Genomic DNA, 17,806 nt, shown 5'->3' on the forward strand with positions numbered 1-17,806 from the left:
AGCGCAGTTGAGGCCGCGCCAACTGGTCGAACGGCGCTACGTCGGCAGCGCGGCCGCGCTCGTCGCCGGCATGTTGTTGACCATGTCGTTCGCACCGCTGGCGTGGTGGCCACTGGCCTTTTTCATGCCCGCCGCGCTGATGTGGTTGTGGCAGGGCGCAACGCCACGCCGCGCCGCCGTGCTCGGCTTCTGGTTCAACGCCGGCACTTTCGCAGCGGGCACGTACTGGATCTACATCAGCACCCACGTCGTGTACCACGCCCCGATTCCGCTGGCATTGCTGCTGATGGCGGGGCTGGTCTCCATCATGGGCGCCTATCACGCCTTGTTAGGCTGGCTGATCGCGAAATATCTGCCCGAGCGTGGGGCCTGGCGCTGGCTCGTGGGCATCCCGTCGATGTGGTTGTTCCTCGAGTGGTGGCGCAGCTGGTTCCTCACGGGCTTCGGCTGGCTGGCGCTCGGTTATTCGCAGACTGATACCTGGCTCGGCAGCCTGGCGCCGGTCGTCGGCCAGTACGGTCTCGGCCTGCTGGTATTGCTGGTCGCGGGCGCAATGATGACGCTGCTTTCGGGCAACCAACGCGAGCGCATCGCCGCGGGCGTCATCGTCATTGTCATCTGGGGTCTCGGGTTCGCGTTGCGCGGCGTCGAATGGACGCAGCCCTACAGCCGCCCGATCACGGTGGCCGTCGTGCAAGGCGCCATCCCGCAGGATGAAAAGTGGATCGCAGAAAACCTGCAGTCGACGCTCGATCGTTACCAGGAGCTCACGCGCGAGGCGCATGGCGCGAAGATCATCGTGTGGCCGGAGTCTGCCATCCCGGACATCGCGAACAACCACATCGCTTACTACCGTGACGTGTACGCCGATGCGAGTGCGCACGGTTCGTCGCTCATCATGGGTACATTGCGCATCGACGTCGACGAGAAGACCGGGAATGAGACCGCATACAACTCGGTCCTCGCGATGGATCGATCCACCCCGGGTGTGGCGTGGCACGACAAGCGCCACCTGGTGCCATTCGTCGAGTTCATTCCCGTGCCCGGTTTCGCACGGCAGTGGTTGAGACTGATGGCATTGCCCTATCAGGACTTCATGCGCGGCGCCGACGAGCAGCCGCCGCTCGAGGCGGCCGGTCAGCGCATCGCCGCCAGCGTCTGCTACGAAGACGGATATGGATCGAGCCAGCTACCGGCCCTGCGCACGGCCACGTTGCTGGTAAACGTCACCAACGATGCGTGGTTCCGTAAGTCGAGCGCGCGTTACCAGCATCTGCAGATCAGCCGCATGCGCTCCATGGAAGCAGGGCGGCCCACCATCCGGGCCGCCAACGACGGCGTCTCGGCGGTCATCGGCCACCGTGGCGAGATAATCACCCGCGCCCCCGAATATGAAGCGAATGTAATGCGCGGCGAATTGCAGCCCCGTATCGGTTTGACGCCCTATGCGCGCACCGGAAATTGGGCTGTGATCGGCCTGGCCCTTGTTTTAGGCTGCGCCAGCGCATATGTGAGGCGTCACCCGAAACCCGTTTGAGATCCGCCGAGGAGAGGTACATGCAGATTCCATTGCTGAACTTCGCCAAATCCGTCCGGTCTACTCCGGCACTGTTTTCCCCATTTTCACAAGTCCGAGGGTTCGCTGATATGTCGCTATTCGTTGCGAGACGCTTGGGGCTGGTCGCGGTCGTTGCCATCGCCGTGGGTGCCTGTTCCCCGCAGTCTTCTGTCGCCGCCGCGTCGGCCGCCGATCAACCGGCGCCCGTTGCCGCCCCTTCCCAGCCGGCGTCATCGCCGCAGCCCGTTGGCATGCTCAACGGCCGCGTGCTGCCGGATTTCGCCACGCTCGTAGAGCAGGTGGGTCCTGCCGTGGTCAACGTGTCGGTGGTCGAAAAGGCGCGCGTCGCGCGCAATCGCCAGTCGGACGACGACAGCGGCGCGGACGATCCGTTCCAGGAATTCTTCAAGCGTTTCGGCATTCCGAATCCCGGTCAGCAGGGCGGGGGCGGCCGCAATTTCGAAACACCGCAGCGCCAGGGTGAAGGCTCGGGCTTCATCGTGAGCGCCGATGGATACATCCTCACCAACGCGCACGTCGTTGCCGACGCGGATGAAGTCACGGTGCGCATGACCGATCGTCGTGAATATCCCGCCAAGGTCATCGGCCTCGACAAGAAGACCGATGTCGCGGTGCTCAAGATCGACGCCAAGCAGTTGCCGGTGGTCAAACTAGGCGACCCGTCGAAGCTGCGTCCGGGCGAATGGGTGCTCGCGATCGGTTCGCCGTTCACGTTCGACAACAGCGTGACCGCGGGCATCGTCAGCGCCACCGGCCGCTCCATGCCGGGCGAAGATCTGGTCGGCTTCATCCAGACGGACGTCGCGGTGAACCCGGGCAATTCCGGCGGCCCGCTGTTCAATCTCAACGGCGAGGTGGTGGGCATCAACTCGCAGATCTACAGCCGCAGCGGCGGCTACATGGGCCTGTCGTTCGCCATCCCGATCGACCTGGCCAACAACGTGCGCCAGCAGCTGGTCAGCACCGGCAAGGTGATCCGCGGCCGCATCGGCGTGCAGATCCAGGAAGTGAATGCGCAGATGGCCGATGCCTTCGAGCTCGACCGCCCGCGCGGCGCGCTGGTGGGTCAGGTCATCGCGGACGGCCCGGCGCAGAAGGCGGGCGTGAAGGTCGGTGATGTCATCCTCAGTGTCGACGGCAAGACGGTCGAGCGTTCGGCGCAGCTGCCGGGCGTCATCTCGTCGATCAAGCCCGGCAACGACGCGAAGCTCGAAGTGTGGCGCGACCATGCTTCGAAGATGCTGACCGTCAAGATCGAAGAACTGCAGGAAGAAAAGGCGCAGAAGGTTTCCAATCGCGACGCGGATGAGCCCGCGAAGGCCGACAAGCTGGGCCTGTCCGTGCGGCCGCTGGGCGCCGACGAACGCAAGAGCGCCGAGACCGAAGGCTATCTACTGGTCGAGGACGTCACGGGTCCCGCGGCGCAGGCCGGCGTGCGTCCCGGCGACGTCATCCTTGGCGTCAACGGCAAGCCGGTGAAATCGCTGACCGAGCTCAAGAATGCCACCGCCAGCAGCTCCAAGACCGTGGCGCTGCTGCTCGAGCGCGAGGGCACGCAGGTGTTCGTGGCCGTGCGCGGCAGCTAGTTCCTCCCGAAACGAAACCAAGGGCGTCCGCGGGCAACTGCGGACGCCTTTTTCGTTTTTTGCCTCCTGGAATTGCAGGTCGAATACGACCGCCGCAGGGGCAATGCCGATTTCGCTTGTGCAGGCGTGCTCGTGTATTCTTGCCCGCCTTCTCAAGCCTCTGAAAAGTAAAGTTTTCCCGATGCAAGAACGATACGAGCCGGCCGCCGTCGAGCGTGCCGCACAGACTTTCTGGGACGAGCAGCGCGTCTTCGAGGCGCGTGAAAACGCCGACGGCAATGCCGGCAAGTTCTACTGCCTCTCCATGTTCCCGTATCCATCGGGCCGCTTGCACATGGGCCACGTGCGCAACTACACCATCGGCGACGTGCTCACGCGTTTCGCGATGATGCAGGGCAAGAGCGTGTTGCAGCCCATGGGCTGGGACGCGTTCGGCCTGCCGGCCGAGAACGCGGCGATCAAGAACGGCGTGCCGCCCGCGAAGTGGACGCGCGACAACATCGCGTACATGAAGGGCCAGCTGAAGTCGCTGGGCTTCGCCTTCGACTGGTCGCGCGAGATCGCCACCTGCGACCCGTCTTACTACCGCTGGAACCAGTGGCTGTTCCTGCGCATGCTCGAGAAGGGCATCGCGTACCGCAAGACCGGCGTCGTGAACTGGGATCCGGTCGACCAGACCGTGCTCGCCAACGAGCAGGTGATCGACGGCCGTGGCTGGCGCACCGGCGCCATCGTCGAGAAGCGCGAGATCCCGATGTACTACCTCGGCATCACGAAGTATGCCGACGAGTTGTTAGGCGACCTCGAGCAGCTGCCCGACTGGCCGGAACGCGTCAAGACGATGCAGGCCAACTGGATTGGCAAGTCGGAGGGCTGCGAGATCTCGTTCCCGTATTCGGCCAACACGCAGGCGCTGATGGGCGCGCAAGGCGCGCTCAAAGTCTTCACCACGCGTGCGGACACCTTGTTTGGCGTCACCTTCATGGCGATCGCCGCCGAGCATCCGCTGGCCACCGCGGCCGGCGCGCGTAACCCCGCGCTGCAGGCTTTCATCGACGAATGCCGCCGCGGCAGCACGATGGAAGCCGACATCGCGACGCAGGAAAAGAAGGGCATGCGCACCGGTTTCTCGGTGCTGCATCCGTTCACCGGCAATCCCGTCGAAGTATGGGTGGCCAACTACGTGCTCATGGCGTACGGCGAGGGCGCCGTCATGGGCGTGCCGGCGCACGATGCGCGTGACTACGAGTTCGCACTGAAGAACCAGCTGTCGATCGTGCAGGTCATCGAGTCGAAGACCGGCGCGTATGCGAACGTCGATCCGCCGTGGCAGGACGCGTACACCGATCACGGCATCACCATCAATTCCGGCGAGTTCAACGGACTCGAGTTCCAGCCGGCGATCGACGCGATCGCCGCGGCACTCGAAAAGAAAGGCCTCGGCCGCAAGCGCGTGCAATGGCGCCTGCGAGATTGGGGCATCTCGCGCCAGCGTTACTGGGGATGCCCGGTGCCGCTCATCCACTGCCCCAAGTGCGGCGTCGTGCCCGTGCCGGACGACCAACTACCCGTCGTGCTGCCCGAAGGCCTGGTGCCTGATGGCTCGGGCAACCCGCTCAACAAGACGCCGTCGTTCTACGAATGCAAATGTCCGCAATGCGGCGCCGATGCGCGCCGCGAGACGGACACGATGGATACCTTCGTGGATTCATCCTGGTATTTCCTGCGCTTCACGGGCGCGGATGCGAACACCATGGTCGACGCGCGTGCGAAATACTGGATGCCCGTGGACCAGTACATCGGCGGCATCGAACACGCGATCCTGCACCTGCTGTACTCGCGGTTCTGGACCAAGGTGATGCGCGACATGAAACTCGTCGAGGTCGACGAGCCTTTCAAGAATCTGCTCACGCAGGGCATGGTGCTGCACCACATCTACTACCGCGAGCCGGCACCCGGACGGCGCGACTATTTCAATCCGGCCGACGTCGAAGTGATGATGGACGCGGATAATCAGCGCACCGGCGCCATCCTGCTCACCGACAACCAGCCGGTGGAATGGGACGGGCTCGGCACGATGTCCAAGTCGAAGAACAACGGCGTCGACCCGAGCAGCCTGGTCGAACAGTTCGGCGCGGATACCGCGCGCATGTTCATGATGTTCACGGCGCCGCCGGAGCAGACGCTCGAATGGTCGGAAGAGGGCGTGCAGGGTTCGTTCCGCTTCATCCGCCGCCTGTGGAAGGCGGTATACGACCACGTGAACGCGCCGGCACCCGCGGATGCCGTCACCACGACCAAGTTCGACAAGACCACGCTGAACGCGGCGCAGAAAGATCTGCGGCGCATCGCGCATTCGACGCTCGCGAAAGTCACCGACGACATCGGCCGCCGCCGCAGCTTCAACACGGCCGTCGCGGCCGTGATGGAACTGCTCAACGCCATCGGCAAACATGACAGCAGCACGCTCGCGGGCCGCGTCGTGGCGCACGAGGCGCTGGAAGTGGCGGTGATGTGCCTGTCGCCGATGATTCCGCATGTCACGCACGAATTGTGGACGCAGCTCGGCCACTCGACCGCGCTGGCGCAGGAGCGCTGGTGGGCGCCGGATCCCGATGCGCTGGTGCAGGATTCCATCGAGATCTCCGTGCAGGTGAGCGGCAAGATGCGCGCGCGCGTCACCATCGCCGCGGACGCGAACCAGGACGTCGCGGTGGCGGCGGCGCTGGCGGACGCGAACGTGCAGAAATTCGTCGACGGCAAGCCGATCAGGAAGGCCATCTACGTGCCTGGCAAACTGGTCAATATCGTCGTATGAGATGGGTCGCATGAAACGCATTGGCGCCTCGTTGTTGCTGCTCGCCGGCGGAATCGGCGGCTGTGGCTTTCACCTGCAGGGCCGCCAGCCCATGCCCGAGGCCTTCGCCTACACCTACATCGACACGAAGGACGAACAGACCGATTTCGTGCAGGACCTGCGCAAGGCGTTGATCGCCTCGGGTTCGAAGGTGATCCGCACGAAGGGTTCGTCGGGCGCCACCGTCAGCGTGCACGAGGACGAATTGACCGAGCGCATCCTGTCGGTCTCCGCGCGCAACATTCCCACCGAGTACGAACTCACCTACCAGGTGAAGTTCTCGGTCACCGCCGGCGGCAAGACGCTCATCGACAACGAAGAGATCACCGCCACGCGCGATCTGAGCTTCGAAGAGTCGCAGCTGCTAGCCAAGGAACGCGAACAGGAAATCCTGCGCGAGGCGCTGGCGCGCGATCTCGTGGCGCTGGTGATGCGCCGCCTCGCGTCTCTCTAGATCCATGGACGTCCTGCGCGTCGGCGACGAAGCGCACGAATCCATTCGTACGCTGCTGCGACGCTACGGGGTCACGCTGCGTCAGCTCGCCGCGGCGGACGAGGTGCCGGGCTCCTACTGGGGCGAGAGCGAAGCCGGACTCCAGGGAAATGAACTCCACGTTCGCGCCGACACGCCGCTGCATTCACTGCTGCACGAGCTCAGCCATTACGTCTGCATGTCGAAGGATCGCCGTGCCGGTCTCGATCGCGATGCGGGCGGCGACGACGCGGAAGAGTGTGCGGTGTGTTACCTGCAGATCCTGCTCGCCGGCGAGCTGCCCATGCTCGGGCGCGAACGCATGTTGCTCGACATGGATGCGTGGGGTTACAGCTTCCGGCTCGGGTCGGCGCGCGCCTGGTTCGAGGCAGATGCAACGGATGCCCGCATCTGGTTGCGCCGGAATGACGTGATAGACGAGCACCAGCGGCCGACTTTTCGCGTCAGGCAATGAAATGAAATCCGCAGCGTCGATGCGTATCGAGATCTGCCTCGCCGGGCGGCGCGGGATCGTCGGGGGATGGAGGCGGGGCACCGCCTGAAAAGAAGAGGAGTCGTTTCGGAATTGAGCTTCCGCCTCCACCTGCCCGACCATGTCGACCGACGGAACCCGCGCTGAGCAGGCGCAAGCCCCGGTAGCAGCTGTATCGGCCGGAAGCTGTCGGACTTTAGGGCCCTCGATCGAATTGTGAGTCCGATCCCGGCGGGTTTTACAGAATCCGGGCTGGATGCGGCGATGGGCCGCGCCCTGCGCCGCCCCTAACTACCGCCGCGCGAAGCGATCCGTCGCCTTGACCAGCTCGCGGGCGATGCCGGGTTCGAACGCGGAGTGGCCGGCGTCGGGCACGATGCGCAGGTCCGATTCCGGCCAGGCGTTGTACAGGTCCCAGGCGCTGCGCGCCGGGCACACCACGTCGAACCGGCCCTGCACGATGACTGCCGGGATGTGGCGGATCTTGTGCACGTCTTCGAGCAACTGGTTCGGCCGCTCGAGAAAACCGCCATTCACGAAATAGTGACACTCGATGCGCGCGAACGCGGCGGCAAACCTGGGGTCGGCGAACTGCTTGACGTAGTTCTGGTTGAACTTCATGTAGGCCAGCGCGCCTTCCCAGATGGACCAGGCGCGCGCGGCTTCGAGCAGCACCTCGCGATCGTCGTTGGTCAGCCGTTTGTAGTAGGACTGCATGCAGTCCTTGCGCTCGTCGGCCGACAGCGGCGCGAGATAGTGTTCCCACAGATCCGGGAACATCGCCGCCGCGCCAAGATCGTTCTGGTAGAACCATTCGAGCTCGAAGCGGCGCAGCAGGAAGATGCCGCGCAGCACGAGCTCCGTGCAGCGCTCGGCGTGTTTCTGCGCATAGGCGAGTGCCAGCGTCGAGCCCCACGATCCGCCGAATACCTGCCAGCGCTCGATGCCGAGATGTTTGCGCAGCGTTTCGATGTCTTCGACCAGGTGCCAGGTGGTGTTGTCGATGAGGCTCGCGGAGGGTTTGCTCTTGCCGGAGCCGCGCTGGTCGAACAGCACGATGCGGTAACGCTTCGGGTCGAAGAACTGGCGCATCTTCGGATCCGTGCCGCCGCCGGGGCCGCCGTGCAGGAATACCACCGGCTTGCCGTCCGGATTCCCGCTTTCCTCGTAGTACAGCTCGTGGACGTCCGAGACGCGCAGGAACCCCGTCTTGTACGCCTTGACCGGTGGATAGAAGTCGCCGGGCTTGCGTGCCGGCACCGCCTTCGCGAGCTTGCGTTTCGGAGCCGTCTTCACTTTCTTCTTCTTGTTAGCCATGAGTTCCTCCGGAGAGCATCGGCCCGAGCGGCGCGCCGCCCACCAGGTGCATGTGCAGGTGATAGACGACCTGCCCGCCATGTTTGTTGCAATTGACGATCAGCCGGAAGCCGTCCGCGGCGATGCCTTCCTGCTTCGCGATGTCGCGCGCCACGACGAACATGTGGCCGAGCGTGCGCTCGTCCTCTTCGCTCACGTCGTTCACGGTCGGGATCGGCTTGTTAGGAATGATGAGCACGTGCACCGGCGCCTGCGGGCTGATGTCGCGAAAGGCGGTGACGCGGTCGTCCTTGAAGACAATGGTGGCCGGAATCTCGCCGGCGACGATTTTCTCGAAAAGGGTAGGCATGTGCGGAAGAATACGCGGACCGCGCGCACCCCGTCACCCGCCCACCGGCCCCATCCAGTGGCCAAAGACCGGCGAAATCCCCCTTTCGCGGGGTGGCTTCCGGGGACAGACCTCGCCCATAATCGAGGCCCTTGAAACTCACCCTCGAAAGCCTGACCGCACACCTCTCGGGTGAGCCGGCCAGGGCCTACCTCCTCTCCGGCGACGAAGCGCTGCTCGTGGGCGAGGCCGCGGACGCGATCCGCGCGCGCGCCAGGCGCGCCGGCTTCGAGGAACGCGAAGTCCATTTCATCGAGCGTGTCGCCGACTGGGACGCGGTGCGCGCGTCCTCTAACAACCTTTCGCTGTTCGGCTCGCGCAAACTCATCGAGCTGCGCCTGCCGTCGGGCAAACCCGGCACCGGTGGCTCCAATTCCATCGTCGAGCTGCTGGCGAACGCCAGCGCGGACTACGTCTACCTGATGATCACCGGCAAACTCGAACGCGAACAGAACAATTCGGCCTGGGTGAAGGCGTTCGAATCCACGGGTGCGTGGCTGGCGACGCGGCCCATCGAAGTCGCGCGGCTGCCGCAGTGGCTGCGCGCGCGCGCCACCGTGCTCGGACTCGAGCTCGACGATACCGCCGTGCAGTTCATCGTCGACCGCACCGAGGGCAATCTGCTGGCCGCGCAACAGGAGCTCGAGAAACTGCGGTTGTTGGCCAGCGGCAATCGCGTCGATCTTGCCCAGGTGCAGGCATCACTCGGCGACAGCGCGCGCTTCGACGTCTTCCAGCTCGGCGAGGCAGCGCTCGGCGCCGACGTGCCGCGCGCGCTGCGGATACTCGGTGGGCTGCGCAGCGAAGGCGTGGAGCCGACGCTCGTCCTGTGGTCGATCTCGCGAGAGATCCGCAACACATGGGGCACCACGCAGAACGATGGCATGAATGCGCGCAGCTGGCAGCGCCCGTCGGCGGCGCTCGAAAACGCCAAGCGCCGTGCCTCGAAGCTTCCGTACGCGCGTCTGTCCGCCCGTGTGTCGCGCGCAGATCGCATGATCAAGGGCCAACTGCGGGGCGACGCCTGGGACGAAATGGCGTTGATGATCGTGGAGTTCGCGGGCCGCAAGACGCTGCCCATGGCCGGGGCGCGCGCCGCGTGAATACACCGGAAGGCCCCATCGGCATCTTTGGCGGGACGTTCGATCCCATCCACTACGGGCACCTGCGAACCGCCTTCGAGTTGTGGCAGTCGCTGAAGCTCACCGAGGTCCGCTTCCTGCCCACCGGCAATCCCCCGCATCGCGAACGCACGCTCGCGGACGCGCAGCTGCGCGTGGCGATGGTCCGGGCGGCGGTCGCGGATCAGCCGCCGTTCACCGTCGACGACCGCGAAGTGCGCCGCAGCGGCGCTTCCTACACGGTCGACACGTTGACCGAACTGCGCGGGGAATTCCCCCATCGTTCGTTGTGTCTGTTGCTTGGCATGGACGCATTCCTGGGTCTCCCCAATTGGCACCGCTGGCGCGAGCTATTCGACCTCGCCCATGTGGTGGTCGCGCATCGCCCGGGCTGGAAAGCGCCCACGCAGGGCCCGCTCGGAGAATTGATGGTCGATCGCGGCACCGGCGCAGTGAGCGAGTTGCATAAATCGGTCGCCGGACGCATCTACGTCCACGCGGTGACGCAGCTGGAAATATCCTCGACCGAATTGCGGCAGATCATCGATGCGGGCCGCGACCCGCGGTTCCTGGTTCCGGACGCCGTGCGCGAGCTCATTCGCGAGTCCGGGTGTTATGCTCGCCCCAAGTAACCTACGGAGAGAAATGGCCACCAAAACCCGTTCCCGCCGCGCTCCCGCGCAGGCCAAGAGTTCCGTCCCGCAGACCCTGCTGCGTATCGTCAACGCCGCGCTCGATGACATGAAAGCCGTCAACGTCAAGGTCATGGACGTCCGGCATCTGACCGACATCACCGACATCGTCGTCATCGCCTCCGGCAATTCCGACCGCCACGTCAAATCCATCGCCGACCGTGTGTTGCAGTTCGCGAAGCAGAACGACTTTCGCCCCATCGGCGTCGAAGGCGCGCGCGAAGGCGAGTGGGTGCTGGTCGACCTGAACGACGTGGTCTGCCACGTGATGCTGCCGCGCGTGCGCGAGTTCTACGGGCTCGAGAAGCTCTGGGACGATGTCGCGCCGCCGCCGGATGAAAACGAGGTGCTCGAGCGCGCCATCTCCGCCGCGCCCAAGCCGGCGCGCCCCGCTCCGTCGAGAACGGTGCCGCCGCGCCGCAAGACTTCCGCGCGAGCCCGCGCCGCGCGCTGAAGCGCGCCCCCCGCGCGTGCGTGTTCGCATCCTTGCGGTCGGCACGCGGATGCCCGAGTGGGTGAGGATCGCTTACGAGGACTACACCCACCGGCTGCGTAGTTCGCTGCGCGTAACGCTCGAAGAACTGCCCGTCGGCAAAAGCAAGGCGGAAGAAGAGAAACGCTTCCTCGACCGCGTCGGCGACGACTACCTCGTCGCACTCGACGAACACGGCAAGTCCAGGACCACCCTCGAGATCGCCAAGTGGTTAGGCGAGCGGTTGCAGGATGGCAGGGATCTGAGTTTCATCATCGGCGGCCCCGACGGCCTCGGCCGCGGAATCCTCGAGAAAGCAAGTTTTCGCTGGTCCCTGTCGTCACTGACCTTCCCGCACGCGATGGTGAGGGTGCTGCTGGCGGAACAGCTGTATCGCGCGCACTCGGTGTTGCAGAATCACCCGTACCATCGCGAGTGAACGACAAGGCCTGCAGGGTATGGCCGATATCAAACAACAAGAAACGGCTTCAGCCGCCCGGCCAGTCCTGCGGCTGGCCTCCGCCTCGCCACGCCGCCGCCAGTTGTTAGAGCTGATCGGCGTGCCGCACGTGGTGACGCCGGCCGACATCGACGAGACTCGCCGTGCGGACGAATCGGGCCCCACCTATGTGGCGCGGCTCGCGGCCGAGAAGGCGGCCGCGGTTCGCAGGCTGCACGCCGACCTGCCCGTGCTCGCCGCCGACACCACGGTCGAAGTCGGCGCAGAGATCCTCGAGAAGCCGCTGTCCGAAGATGATGCGATCCGCATGCTGAGCCTGTTGTCCGGCCGTGAGCACCAGGTTCACACCGGCCTGTGCGCGATCGGCGCTGCATCGTCCAGCGTGCTGGTTTCGTCCACGCAGGTCCGGTTCCGCCGGATCACACCGGGCGAGATGCGCGCGTACTGGGCGAGCGGCGAGCCGCAGGGCAAGGCCGGCGCCTACGCGATCCAGGGGCTGGGCGCGGTGTTCGTGGAAAAGATCAACGGCAGCTACACGGGCGTGATGGGATTGCCGCTGTTCGAGACGGCGAACATCCTGAGGGCGCACGGCGTGCCCGTGTGGTGGGGCATGATCGACGCAGATTGAGGGGGCGGAGTGACGACGGAAATCCTGATCAACGTGGCGCCGCGCGAGAACCGCGCGGCGCTCATCGAAAACGGCGTGTTGACCGAACTGTTCGTCGAGCGGCAAAGCCGCCGCGGCATCGTCAGCAACCTCTACAAGGGCCGCGTGCAGCGCGTGTTGCCCGGCATGCAGGCCGCGTTCATCGACGTCGGCCTCGAGCGCACCGCCTTCCTGCATGCGGCCGACATCGCGACGCCCATCTCCGCGAGCACGCTGATCGGCCAGCCCGAAGTGATCGACATCCGCCGGCTGGTCAACGAGGGCGACGACATCCTGGTGCAGGTGGTCAAGGACCCGATGGGCACCAAGGGTGCGAGACTAACTACCTTCGTGGCGCTGCCGTCGCGGCTCATGGTGTACATGCCGCGCGGCGAGGGCATCGGCGTATCGGCGCGTATCGAGGACGAGTCCGAACGCGCCCGTCTCAAGGCGCTGGTGGCCGGCGCCATTCCGCAGGACACCAATGGCGGCTACATCGTGCGCACCGCCGCGCAAGGTGCCAGCGTCGAGCAGATCCGCGAGGACATCTGTTATCTCGCCCGCCTGTGGCAACACGTGAAAGACCGGGGGCTGCGCTCCTCCGCGGGCGATCTGGTGTACGAAGATCTGCCGCTGCCCACCCGCATCCTGCGCGATGAGCTCGCGCGCGGCGTCGATCGCGTGCTGGTCGACAATGCCGACGCGCATACCCGCATGCTGGAATTTGCCGCGGCCTTCATGCCCGGCAGCACGACCAGTCTCGACCTTTATAACGGCCAGCGGCCGATCTTCGATCTGCACGGCATCGAAGAGGAAATCGGCAAGGCGCTGGAACGCAGCGTCAATCTCAAATCCGGTGGGCACCTCGTCATCGACCAGACCGAATCGATGACCACCATCGACGTGAACACCGGCGCGTTCGTCGGCCACCGCAATCTCGAGGACACGATTTTCCGCACCAACCTCGAAGCGGCGGTGGCCATCGCGCGTCAGCTGCGGCTGCGCAATCTCGGCGGCATCATCATCATCGATTTCATCGACATGACCGACCCGGCGCACCGTACGCAGGTGCTCGAGGCGCTGCAGCGCGCGTTGGCGGGCGATCACGCCCAGACCCACATCGCCAGCGTCTCCTCGCTGGGCCTGGTGGAAATGACGCGCAAAAGGACGCGCGACAGCCTGGAACATTTGCTTTGTGCAGCGTGTCCCAGTTGTGAAGGTCGCGGCTTCGTGCGCACGCCTGAAACGGTATGCCACGAGATATTCCGTGAAATTGTGCGCCAGAGCAGGCAGTTCCAGAGCCGCGAGCTGCTAATTTTGGCCCATCAGAACGTGATCGACCGCCTGCTCGATGACGAATCGGCAGTGCTCGCGGAACTGGAGCACCAGGTGGGCCGGCCGATACGCTTGCAGGTCGAAGCCCTGTACGGTTTCGATCAATACGACGTGGTGCTGGCTTGAAGAGATGACCGACCCAACCCTCGACGCAACGGGGGGCGCAAGCGGCTCGCATTGGGCGAGACGCACGGTGCTGGTCGGCTTTTGTGTACTGCTGCTCGGCGCGCTCGGCGTGGTCTTCACGCGCTCCGTCGCGATGCGTGTTCCCGAGCAACGCGCCACCCTCGAAAAACTGATCACCGAACGCACCGGCCTCGCGGTGCGTTTCGACAACGTGCATTTCTCCTGGGGCATCGATGGCACGAGCGCCGTCTTCACGCGGGTCGAGCTCACGGACAACGCCGCCGGCCGCGTGCGCGTCGTGGCGCCCGAACTGCGCGTGGAGTTCGACACCTGGGATTTTCTGCGCCACCACCAGTTCTCGCTCGGCCACGTGACGTTGTCGTCGCCCGACATCGAGATCATCGGCGAGCCCGAGGAACCGCTGTTCGGCAGCGCGGTGGTCAGTCCGAAATCCGTGGCGCGCGCCGTGCGTGACGATGAAGCCGCGCTGGTGCGCCGCTACCTGTCCTGGGCCGAGCTGATGCCCACCGGCCGTATCGAAGTCGAAGCCGCCAGGGTGCACCTGATCCGCCGCGGCGAACGCGCCGCGCGCAGCAGCTTCACGCTGAGCCAGGCGGTGGTGAGCCGCGGCGCGTCCACTTTCAGCGCGTACGGCACCATGCTGCTGGCGCAGGACGTGGGTCAGTCGCTGTTCGTCTCGGCCAAACTCGAAGGGCTGGGGCCCGCCGGCAAGCCGTCGGGCGACCTGCGCCTGATCGCGCGGCGCGTATTTCTCGACCGGCTGCCGCTGCCTAAGATCCGCGGCCGCGGCACACTCGACGCCAAACTCCATTTACACGAGGGGCGCATCGATTCAGGCACGTGGCAGGCGAGCGCGCGCGAATTCGAGCTCGGCGAAGTCGACGCAGACGACGCGAACCGGCGCTTTGACCATCTCAGTGTCAGCGGTACGCTGGCGCGCGACGCCTCCGACGTGTTGCTGGATTTCACCGATCTGCAGGTCACGCGCGGCGCGCGGCTGGAGCGCGCGCCGCGGATATCGGCGCGGCTCAGTTTCGCGCCGGGTTCGACGCGTGTTGCACGCACCAACGTGCGGGCCGAGCGCCTGCCGTTCCTGGCCACGCAGTTCCTCGCCGGCGTGCTCGCGCCGCAGTTGAATGCCGCGCTGCCCGCGGCGCCGGGCGGCTGGATTCCCACCGCGGGCGAACTGCGCTCGCTGCGTTTCGATTCGGGCGCGCGGCTGGAATCCCGCGATGCATGGACCGCCAGCGCGCAGCTTTCAGGCGGCGATTTCATGCGCGACGCGGACAAGGCGCAGGTTTCAGGGTTGAGCGCGCGGCTGCGCTTCGACGCACGGCAGCTCGAGCTCATTTTTGATCCGGCCAACGCCCTGTCGTTGCGCCTGGGCCGGCTGCAGGAACCGCGGCCGTTCGCGTTCTCGGGCAACCTGGTTGTCGAGACGAAGCTGGAAACTCCCGGCTTTCGCTTCGATCAATTCGGCCTGCGCAGCAATGCCGCCACTGTGTCGGTGAATGGCAGCTGGAATGATGACGGCAATGCCGCCGCGCCACTGACCATCCATGTCGCAAACCTCGATCGCGCCCTGCTGGGCGACACATGGATACTGATCGCTCGTGACGCAACGCCGCCGAAGTTGTTAGCCGAGGTTGCCGGGGGCAACGTGGTCGAAGGCACGCTGCAGCTCGTCAGGACGCGCGCTGCCGGCGGAGATCCCGCGATCAACTGGCAGCGATCGAGCGGCAAACTCACGCTGGCCGGGCTTGCGACCGCGGGCAAGGACATGCCCAGGCTCACGGCCGGCAGTGGCGCACTCGAATTCGCGCGCGGCGGCGCGCAGCTGCGCCTGGCCGCGGGGCAGATCGACGATCTCGAGCTCACCGGCGCGCGTCTCGACTGGCCGCGCAGCGGTGATCCGCGTTTGCACGCCACGCTCGAAGGCGCGCTGGACTCACCGTTGATTCGCGGCGTTCTCGCGGACCAGGGTCTGGAACGATTGACCGGCAGGATTGCGCTCGAAGCGGACGCGCGCGGGCTGCGGGAATTGCGTCAGGCCGATCTGTGGCGCGTGGCGGCGCATATCAGCGACGCGACGGTGCCGCTCGCGGGCGGTCTGCCCGCCGTCGGCAAACTCAACGGCACGCTGCGTTATTCAAACCGGCAGCTGCGCGCGCTGGCTCTGGAGGGCAGCTGGCTCGGCGGGCCCGTGGAGATCGAAGCGCGCCGCGTCCCGGCGTCCGCGGGCATGGCGCGTGGCCTCAATCTCGCTGTGAGCGGTGTCGCGGATGCCGCACCGCTGCTCAAGTTGTTAGGCCATGCAGATGCCGCCGACCGCGTCGACGGCCAGCTTGCCTGGCGCGGCGCAGCGCAGCGCATGGCGGGCAACGATGCCTGGCAGATCTCGCTCGAGAGCAGCCTGAACGGCATCGAAAGCCGCCTGCCCGCGCCGTTCGACAAGCCGCGCGCGCGTTCATTGCCCGTCAGCGCGCAAATGCGCGTCGATGCGCAGGGCGTGCGAGCCTTCGAGATCGACGGCGATCGCGTCGTGGTGCGTGGCGAGGTCACGGGCAAGGTGACCGCCGCGCATTTCGAAGTACAGGGCGTCGCCGGTGAACTGCGGCGCGCGGCCAACGCCGATCCGCAGCTCGAAGTCGGCACGCTGGAACTGCGGCGCGCGCCGTTGCTGCTGGCCGTGGCCGGCGCATTGCTGCCGGCAAACAGCGAGCTTGCGTTGTCCATCGGCGATCTGCGTTATTCCGAGCGCAGCCTGGGTGCCCTGCACGCGGCCATCGCGCGGCGCGATGACGGCACAGAATTCTCGCTCGAGTCGCCGCAGGCGGCGCTCCACCAGTTGAGCGCGCGCGGCCGCTGCGTCGCCGACTCCTGTCGCGCGCAATTCACCGCCGATACCGGCCATCTGGCCGCGCTGCTGCGCGGCGTGCAGCTGCCGCCTGAATGGCCCACCGAAACGCTACATGCCGCGGGCGAGCTCGACTGGCCGGTACAGGCCGGCGATTTGACCCCCGTGTTGACGGGCCGCTTCGATCTGGAAACCCAGGGCGCGGACAGCAATCACCAGCTGGTGGCCAATGCCACGCTCGTTGACGGCCAGATCCAGCTGGACAACGTTCAAGGCAGCGGGCCGGCCGCCGACCAGGTGTTCCGGGGTTCCGGGCGCGTGAGTCTCGTGGCGCGCAACTACGATCTCACGGTCGACTACGAACAGGTGGCGCTCGCCGCCACCGCGGTGCCGACACCCGCGCGCGCGCGCCTCACGCGCGCCTGGAATGTGTTGCGCGGGTCGGCCGCGAAACGCGGTCTCGCCGCCGCCCCGGAGACCCGCCGCGTGCAATGGCACGGCTCCTGGGAAAATGACCGCGCTGACTTGGCCCTGCCGGCGAAGTGATAGATTGACCGCCATGCGAGTTGCGGCGATCCAGATGACTTCCGGGCATGACATCGATGCCAACCTCGAGGCCGCCGGACGATTCCTGACCGACGCCGCCCGGCTCAATGCCGTGTTGGCCGCCCTGCCGGAAAACTTCGCCTTCATGGGCCTGAACAGCGGCGACAAACGCGCCATCGCCGAACCGGATGGTGCCGGACGCATCCAGAACTTCCTTGCAGACACGGCGCGCCGCCTCAAGATATGGATCGTCGGCGGCACGGTGCCGCTGCGGCAGGATTCGGACGGACGGGTAAGCGCTTCGTGCCTGGTATACGACGCACAGGGCCAACGGGCCGCGCGCTACGACAAGATTCACCTGTTCGACGTGGATGTGCCGGGCAGCACCGAATCGCATCGCGAATCGGCGCATACGGTCCCCGGGCAGGACGCGAAGCTGGTCGATACTCCGGCGGGCAAACTCGGGCTTGCTGTCTGTTACGACATGCGTTTCCCCGAGCTGTTCCGGGTGTTGTCGCGCCAGGGTGCGGAGTTGTTCGCGGTCCCCTCCGCGTTCACGGTGCCGACCGGCAAGGCGCACTGGGAGACGCTGCTGCGCGCCCGCGCGATCGAAAACCTGTGCGCGTTGATCGCGCCAGCGCAATGGGGCGTGCATCCGAGCGGACGGGAGACTTTTGGAGATTCGATGATCGTCGATCACTGGGGAAAGGTTCTGGCGCGGATGCCCAGCGGCACGGGCTGCGTGGTGGCCGACCTCGATACCGCGGGACGGATGGATGCCCGCACGCGTTTCCCGGCGCTCGAGCATCGCGTCATCTACAACACTTGAACATGGCCA

The 17,806-nt window shown here is 65.8% G+C and carries 15 protein-coding genes; 13 read left to right on the top strand and 2 right to left on the bottom strand.

What is annotated here, in order from left to right; genetic code table 11:
- The first annotated feature begins 7 nt into the window (after window positions 1-7).
- The 5 genes from lnt (at window position 8) to WDO72_15260 (ending at window position 6,969) form a co-directional block, all read left to right on the top strand.
- On the top strand, window positions 8-1,537 hold the full coding sequence (gene lnt / locus WDO72_15240) for an apolipoprotein N-acyltransferase (GenBank protein ID MEJ0087031.1): 1,530 nt from the start codon (window positions 8-10) through the stop codon (window positions 1,535-1,537).
- Between the two features lie 110 nt (window positions 1,538-1,647).
- A complete protein-coding gene (locus WDO72_15245; protein ID MEJ0087032.1) occupies window positions 1,648-3,165 on the top strand; it encodes a DegQ family serine endoprotease in 1,518 nt (505 codons plus the stop codon).
- A gap of 181 nt (window positions 3,166-3,346) precedes the next feature.
- Complete coding sequence (leuS, locus tag WDO72_15250; protein MEJ0087033.1) at window positions 3,347-5,983, top strand: leucine--tRNA ligase; 2,637 nt, start codon at window positions 3,347-3,349, stop codon at window positions 5,981-5,983.
- Window positions 5,984-5,993: 10 nt separating this feature from the next.
- On the top strand, window positions 5,994-6,476 hold the full coding sequence (gene lptE, locus WDO72_15255; protein MEJ0087034.1) for an LPS assembly lipoprotein LptE: 483 nt from the start codon (window positions 5,994-5,996) through the stop codon (window positions 6,474-6,476).
- 4 nt (window positions 6,477-6,480) lie between these two features.
- Complete coding sequence (locus WDO72_15260) at window positions 6,481-6,969, top strand: hypothetical protein (protein ID MEJ0087035.1); 489 nt, start codon at window positions 6,481-6,483, stop codon at window positions 6,967-6,969.
- Window positions 6,970-7,278: 309 nt separating this feature from the next.
- Here the strand turns inward: WDO72_15260 and pip are convergent, their stop codons facing one another.
- The gene (gene pip / locus WDO72_15265) at window positions 7,279-8,304 is read right to left on the bottom strand and encodes a prolyl aminopeptidase (protein ID MEJ0087036.1); all 1,026 of its coding nucleotides are present in this window, start codon (window positions 8,302-8,304) and stop codon (window positions 7,279-7,281) included.
- Window positions 8,297-8,653: an HIT domain-containing protein gene (locus WDO72_15270; protein ID MEJ0087037.1), complete on the bottom strand. Its 357-nt coding sequence runs from the start codon at window positions 8,651-8,653 to the stop codon at window positions 8,297-8,299. Before WDO72_15270 ends, pip begins: the two co-directional genes overlap by 8 nt.
- A gap of 131 nt (window positions 8,654-8,784) precedes the next feature.
- Between WDO72_15270 and holA the strand changes: the two genes are divergently transcribed.
- From holA to WDO72_15310, 8 genes are read left to right on the top strand one after another with little or no spacing between them, the layout of a single operon-like run.
- Window positions 8,785-9,795, top strand: a complete 1,011-nt coding sequence (gene holA, locus WDO72_15275) for a DNA polymerase III subunit delta (protein ID MEJ0087038.1) — start codon at window positions 8,785-8,787, stop codon at window positions 9,793-9,795.
- Window positions 9,792-10,445, top strand: coding sequence for a nicotinate-nucleotide adenylyltransferase (gene nadD / locus WDO72_15280; GenBank protein MEJ0087039.1), 654 nt, complete (start codon window positions 9,792-9,794; stop codon window positions 10,443-10,445). Before holA ends, nadD begins: the two co-directional genes overlap by 4 nt.
- A gap of 13 nt (window positions 10,446-10,458) precedes the next feature.
- A complete protein-coding gene (gene rsfS / locus WDO72_15285; GenBank protein ID MEJ0087040.1) occupies window positions 10,459-10,959 on the top strand; it encodes a ribosome silencing factor in 501 nt (166 codons plus the stop codon).
- A gap of 16 nt (window positions 10,960-10,975) precedes the next feature.
- A complete protein-coding gene (gene rlmH / locus WDO72_15290; protein MEJ0087041.1) occupies window positions 10,976-11,416 on the top strand; it encodes a 23S rRNA (pseudouridine(1915)-N(3))-methyltransferase RlmH in 441 nt (146 codons plus the stop codon).
- 19 nt (window positions 11,417-11,435) lie between these two features.
- Complete coding sequence (locus WDO72_15295) at window positions 11,436-12,065, top strand: Maf family protein (protein ID MEJ0087042.1); 630 nt, start codon at window positions 11,436-11,438, stop codon at window positions 12,063-12,065.
- A gap of 9 nt (window positions 12,066-12,074) precedes the next feature.
- A complete protein-coding gene (rng, locus tag WDO72_15300) occupies window positions 12,075-13,544 on the top strand; it encodes a ribonuclease G (protein MEJ0087043.1) in 1,470 nt (489 codons plus the stop codon).
- A gap of 4 nt (window positions 13,545-13,548) precedes the next feature.
- On the top strand, window positions 13,549-16,968 hold the full coding sequence (locus WDO72_15305) for a DUF3971 domain-containing protein (GenBank protein MEJ0087044.1): 3,420 nt from the start codon (window positions 13,549-13,551) through the stop codon (window positions 16,966-16,968).
- Window positions 16,969-16,981: 13 nt separating this feature from the next.
- Window positions 16,982-17,797: a carbon-nitrogen hydrolase family protein gene (locus WDO72_15310; protein ID MEJ0087045.1), complete on the top strand. Its 816-nt coding sequence runs from the start codon at window positions 16,982-16,984 to the stop codon at window positions 17,795-17,797.
- Window positions 17,798-17,806: the final 9 nt, after the last annotated feature.

Source organism: Pseudomonadota bacterium, assembly GCA_037200975.1.
Lineage (GTDB): Bacteria > Pseudomonadota > Gammaproteobacteria > Steroidobacterales > Steroidobacteraceae > CADEED01.

Bases quoted from the DNA above. Each gene is read 5' to 3' on its own strand.
- WDO72_15295 (MEJ0087042.1), top strand. From the start codon at position 11,436: ATGGCCGATATCAAACAACAAGAAACGGCTTCAGCCGCCCGGCCAGTC.
- WDO72_15310 (MEJ0087045.1), top strand. From the start codon at position 16,982: ATGCGAGTTGCGGCGATCCAGATGACTTCCGGGCATGACATCGATGCC.
- WDO72_15305 (MEJ0087044.1), top strand. From the start codon at position 13,549: ATGACCGACCCAACCCTCGACGCAACGGGGGGCGCAAGCGGCTCGCAT.
- WDO72_15245 (MEJ0087032.1), top strand. From the start codon at position 1,648: ATGTCGCTATTCGTTGCGAGACGCTTGGGGCTGGTCGCGGTCGTTGCC.
- WDO72_15260 (MEJ0087035.1), top strand. From the start codon at position 6,481: ATGGACGTCCTGCGCGTCGGCGACGAAGCGCACGAATCCATTCGTACG.
- rsfS (MEJ0087040.1), top strand. From the start codon at position 10,459: ATGGCCACCAAAACCCGTTCCCGCCGCGCTCCCGCGCAGGCCAAGAGT.
- WDO72_15270 (MEJ0087037.1), bottom strand. From the start codon at position 8,653: ATGCCTACCCTTTTCGAGAAAATCGTCGCCGGCGAGATTCCGGCCACC.
- lptE (MEJ0087034.1), top strand. From the start codon at position 5,994: ATGAAACGCATTGGCGCCTCGTTGTTGCTGCTCGCCGGCGGAATCGGC.
- leuS (MEJ0087033.1), top strand. From the start codon at position 3,347: ATGCAAGAACGATACGAGCCGGCCGCCGTCGAGCGTGCCGCACAGACT.
- pip (MEJ0087036.1), bottom strand. From the start codon at position 8,304: ATGGCTAACAAGAAGAAGAAAGTGAAGACGGCTCCGAAACGCAAGCTC.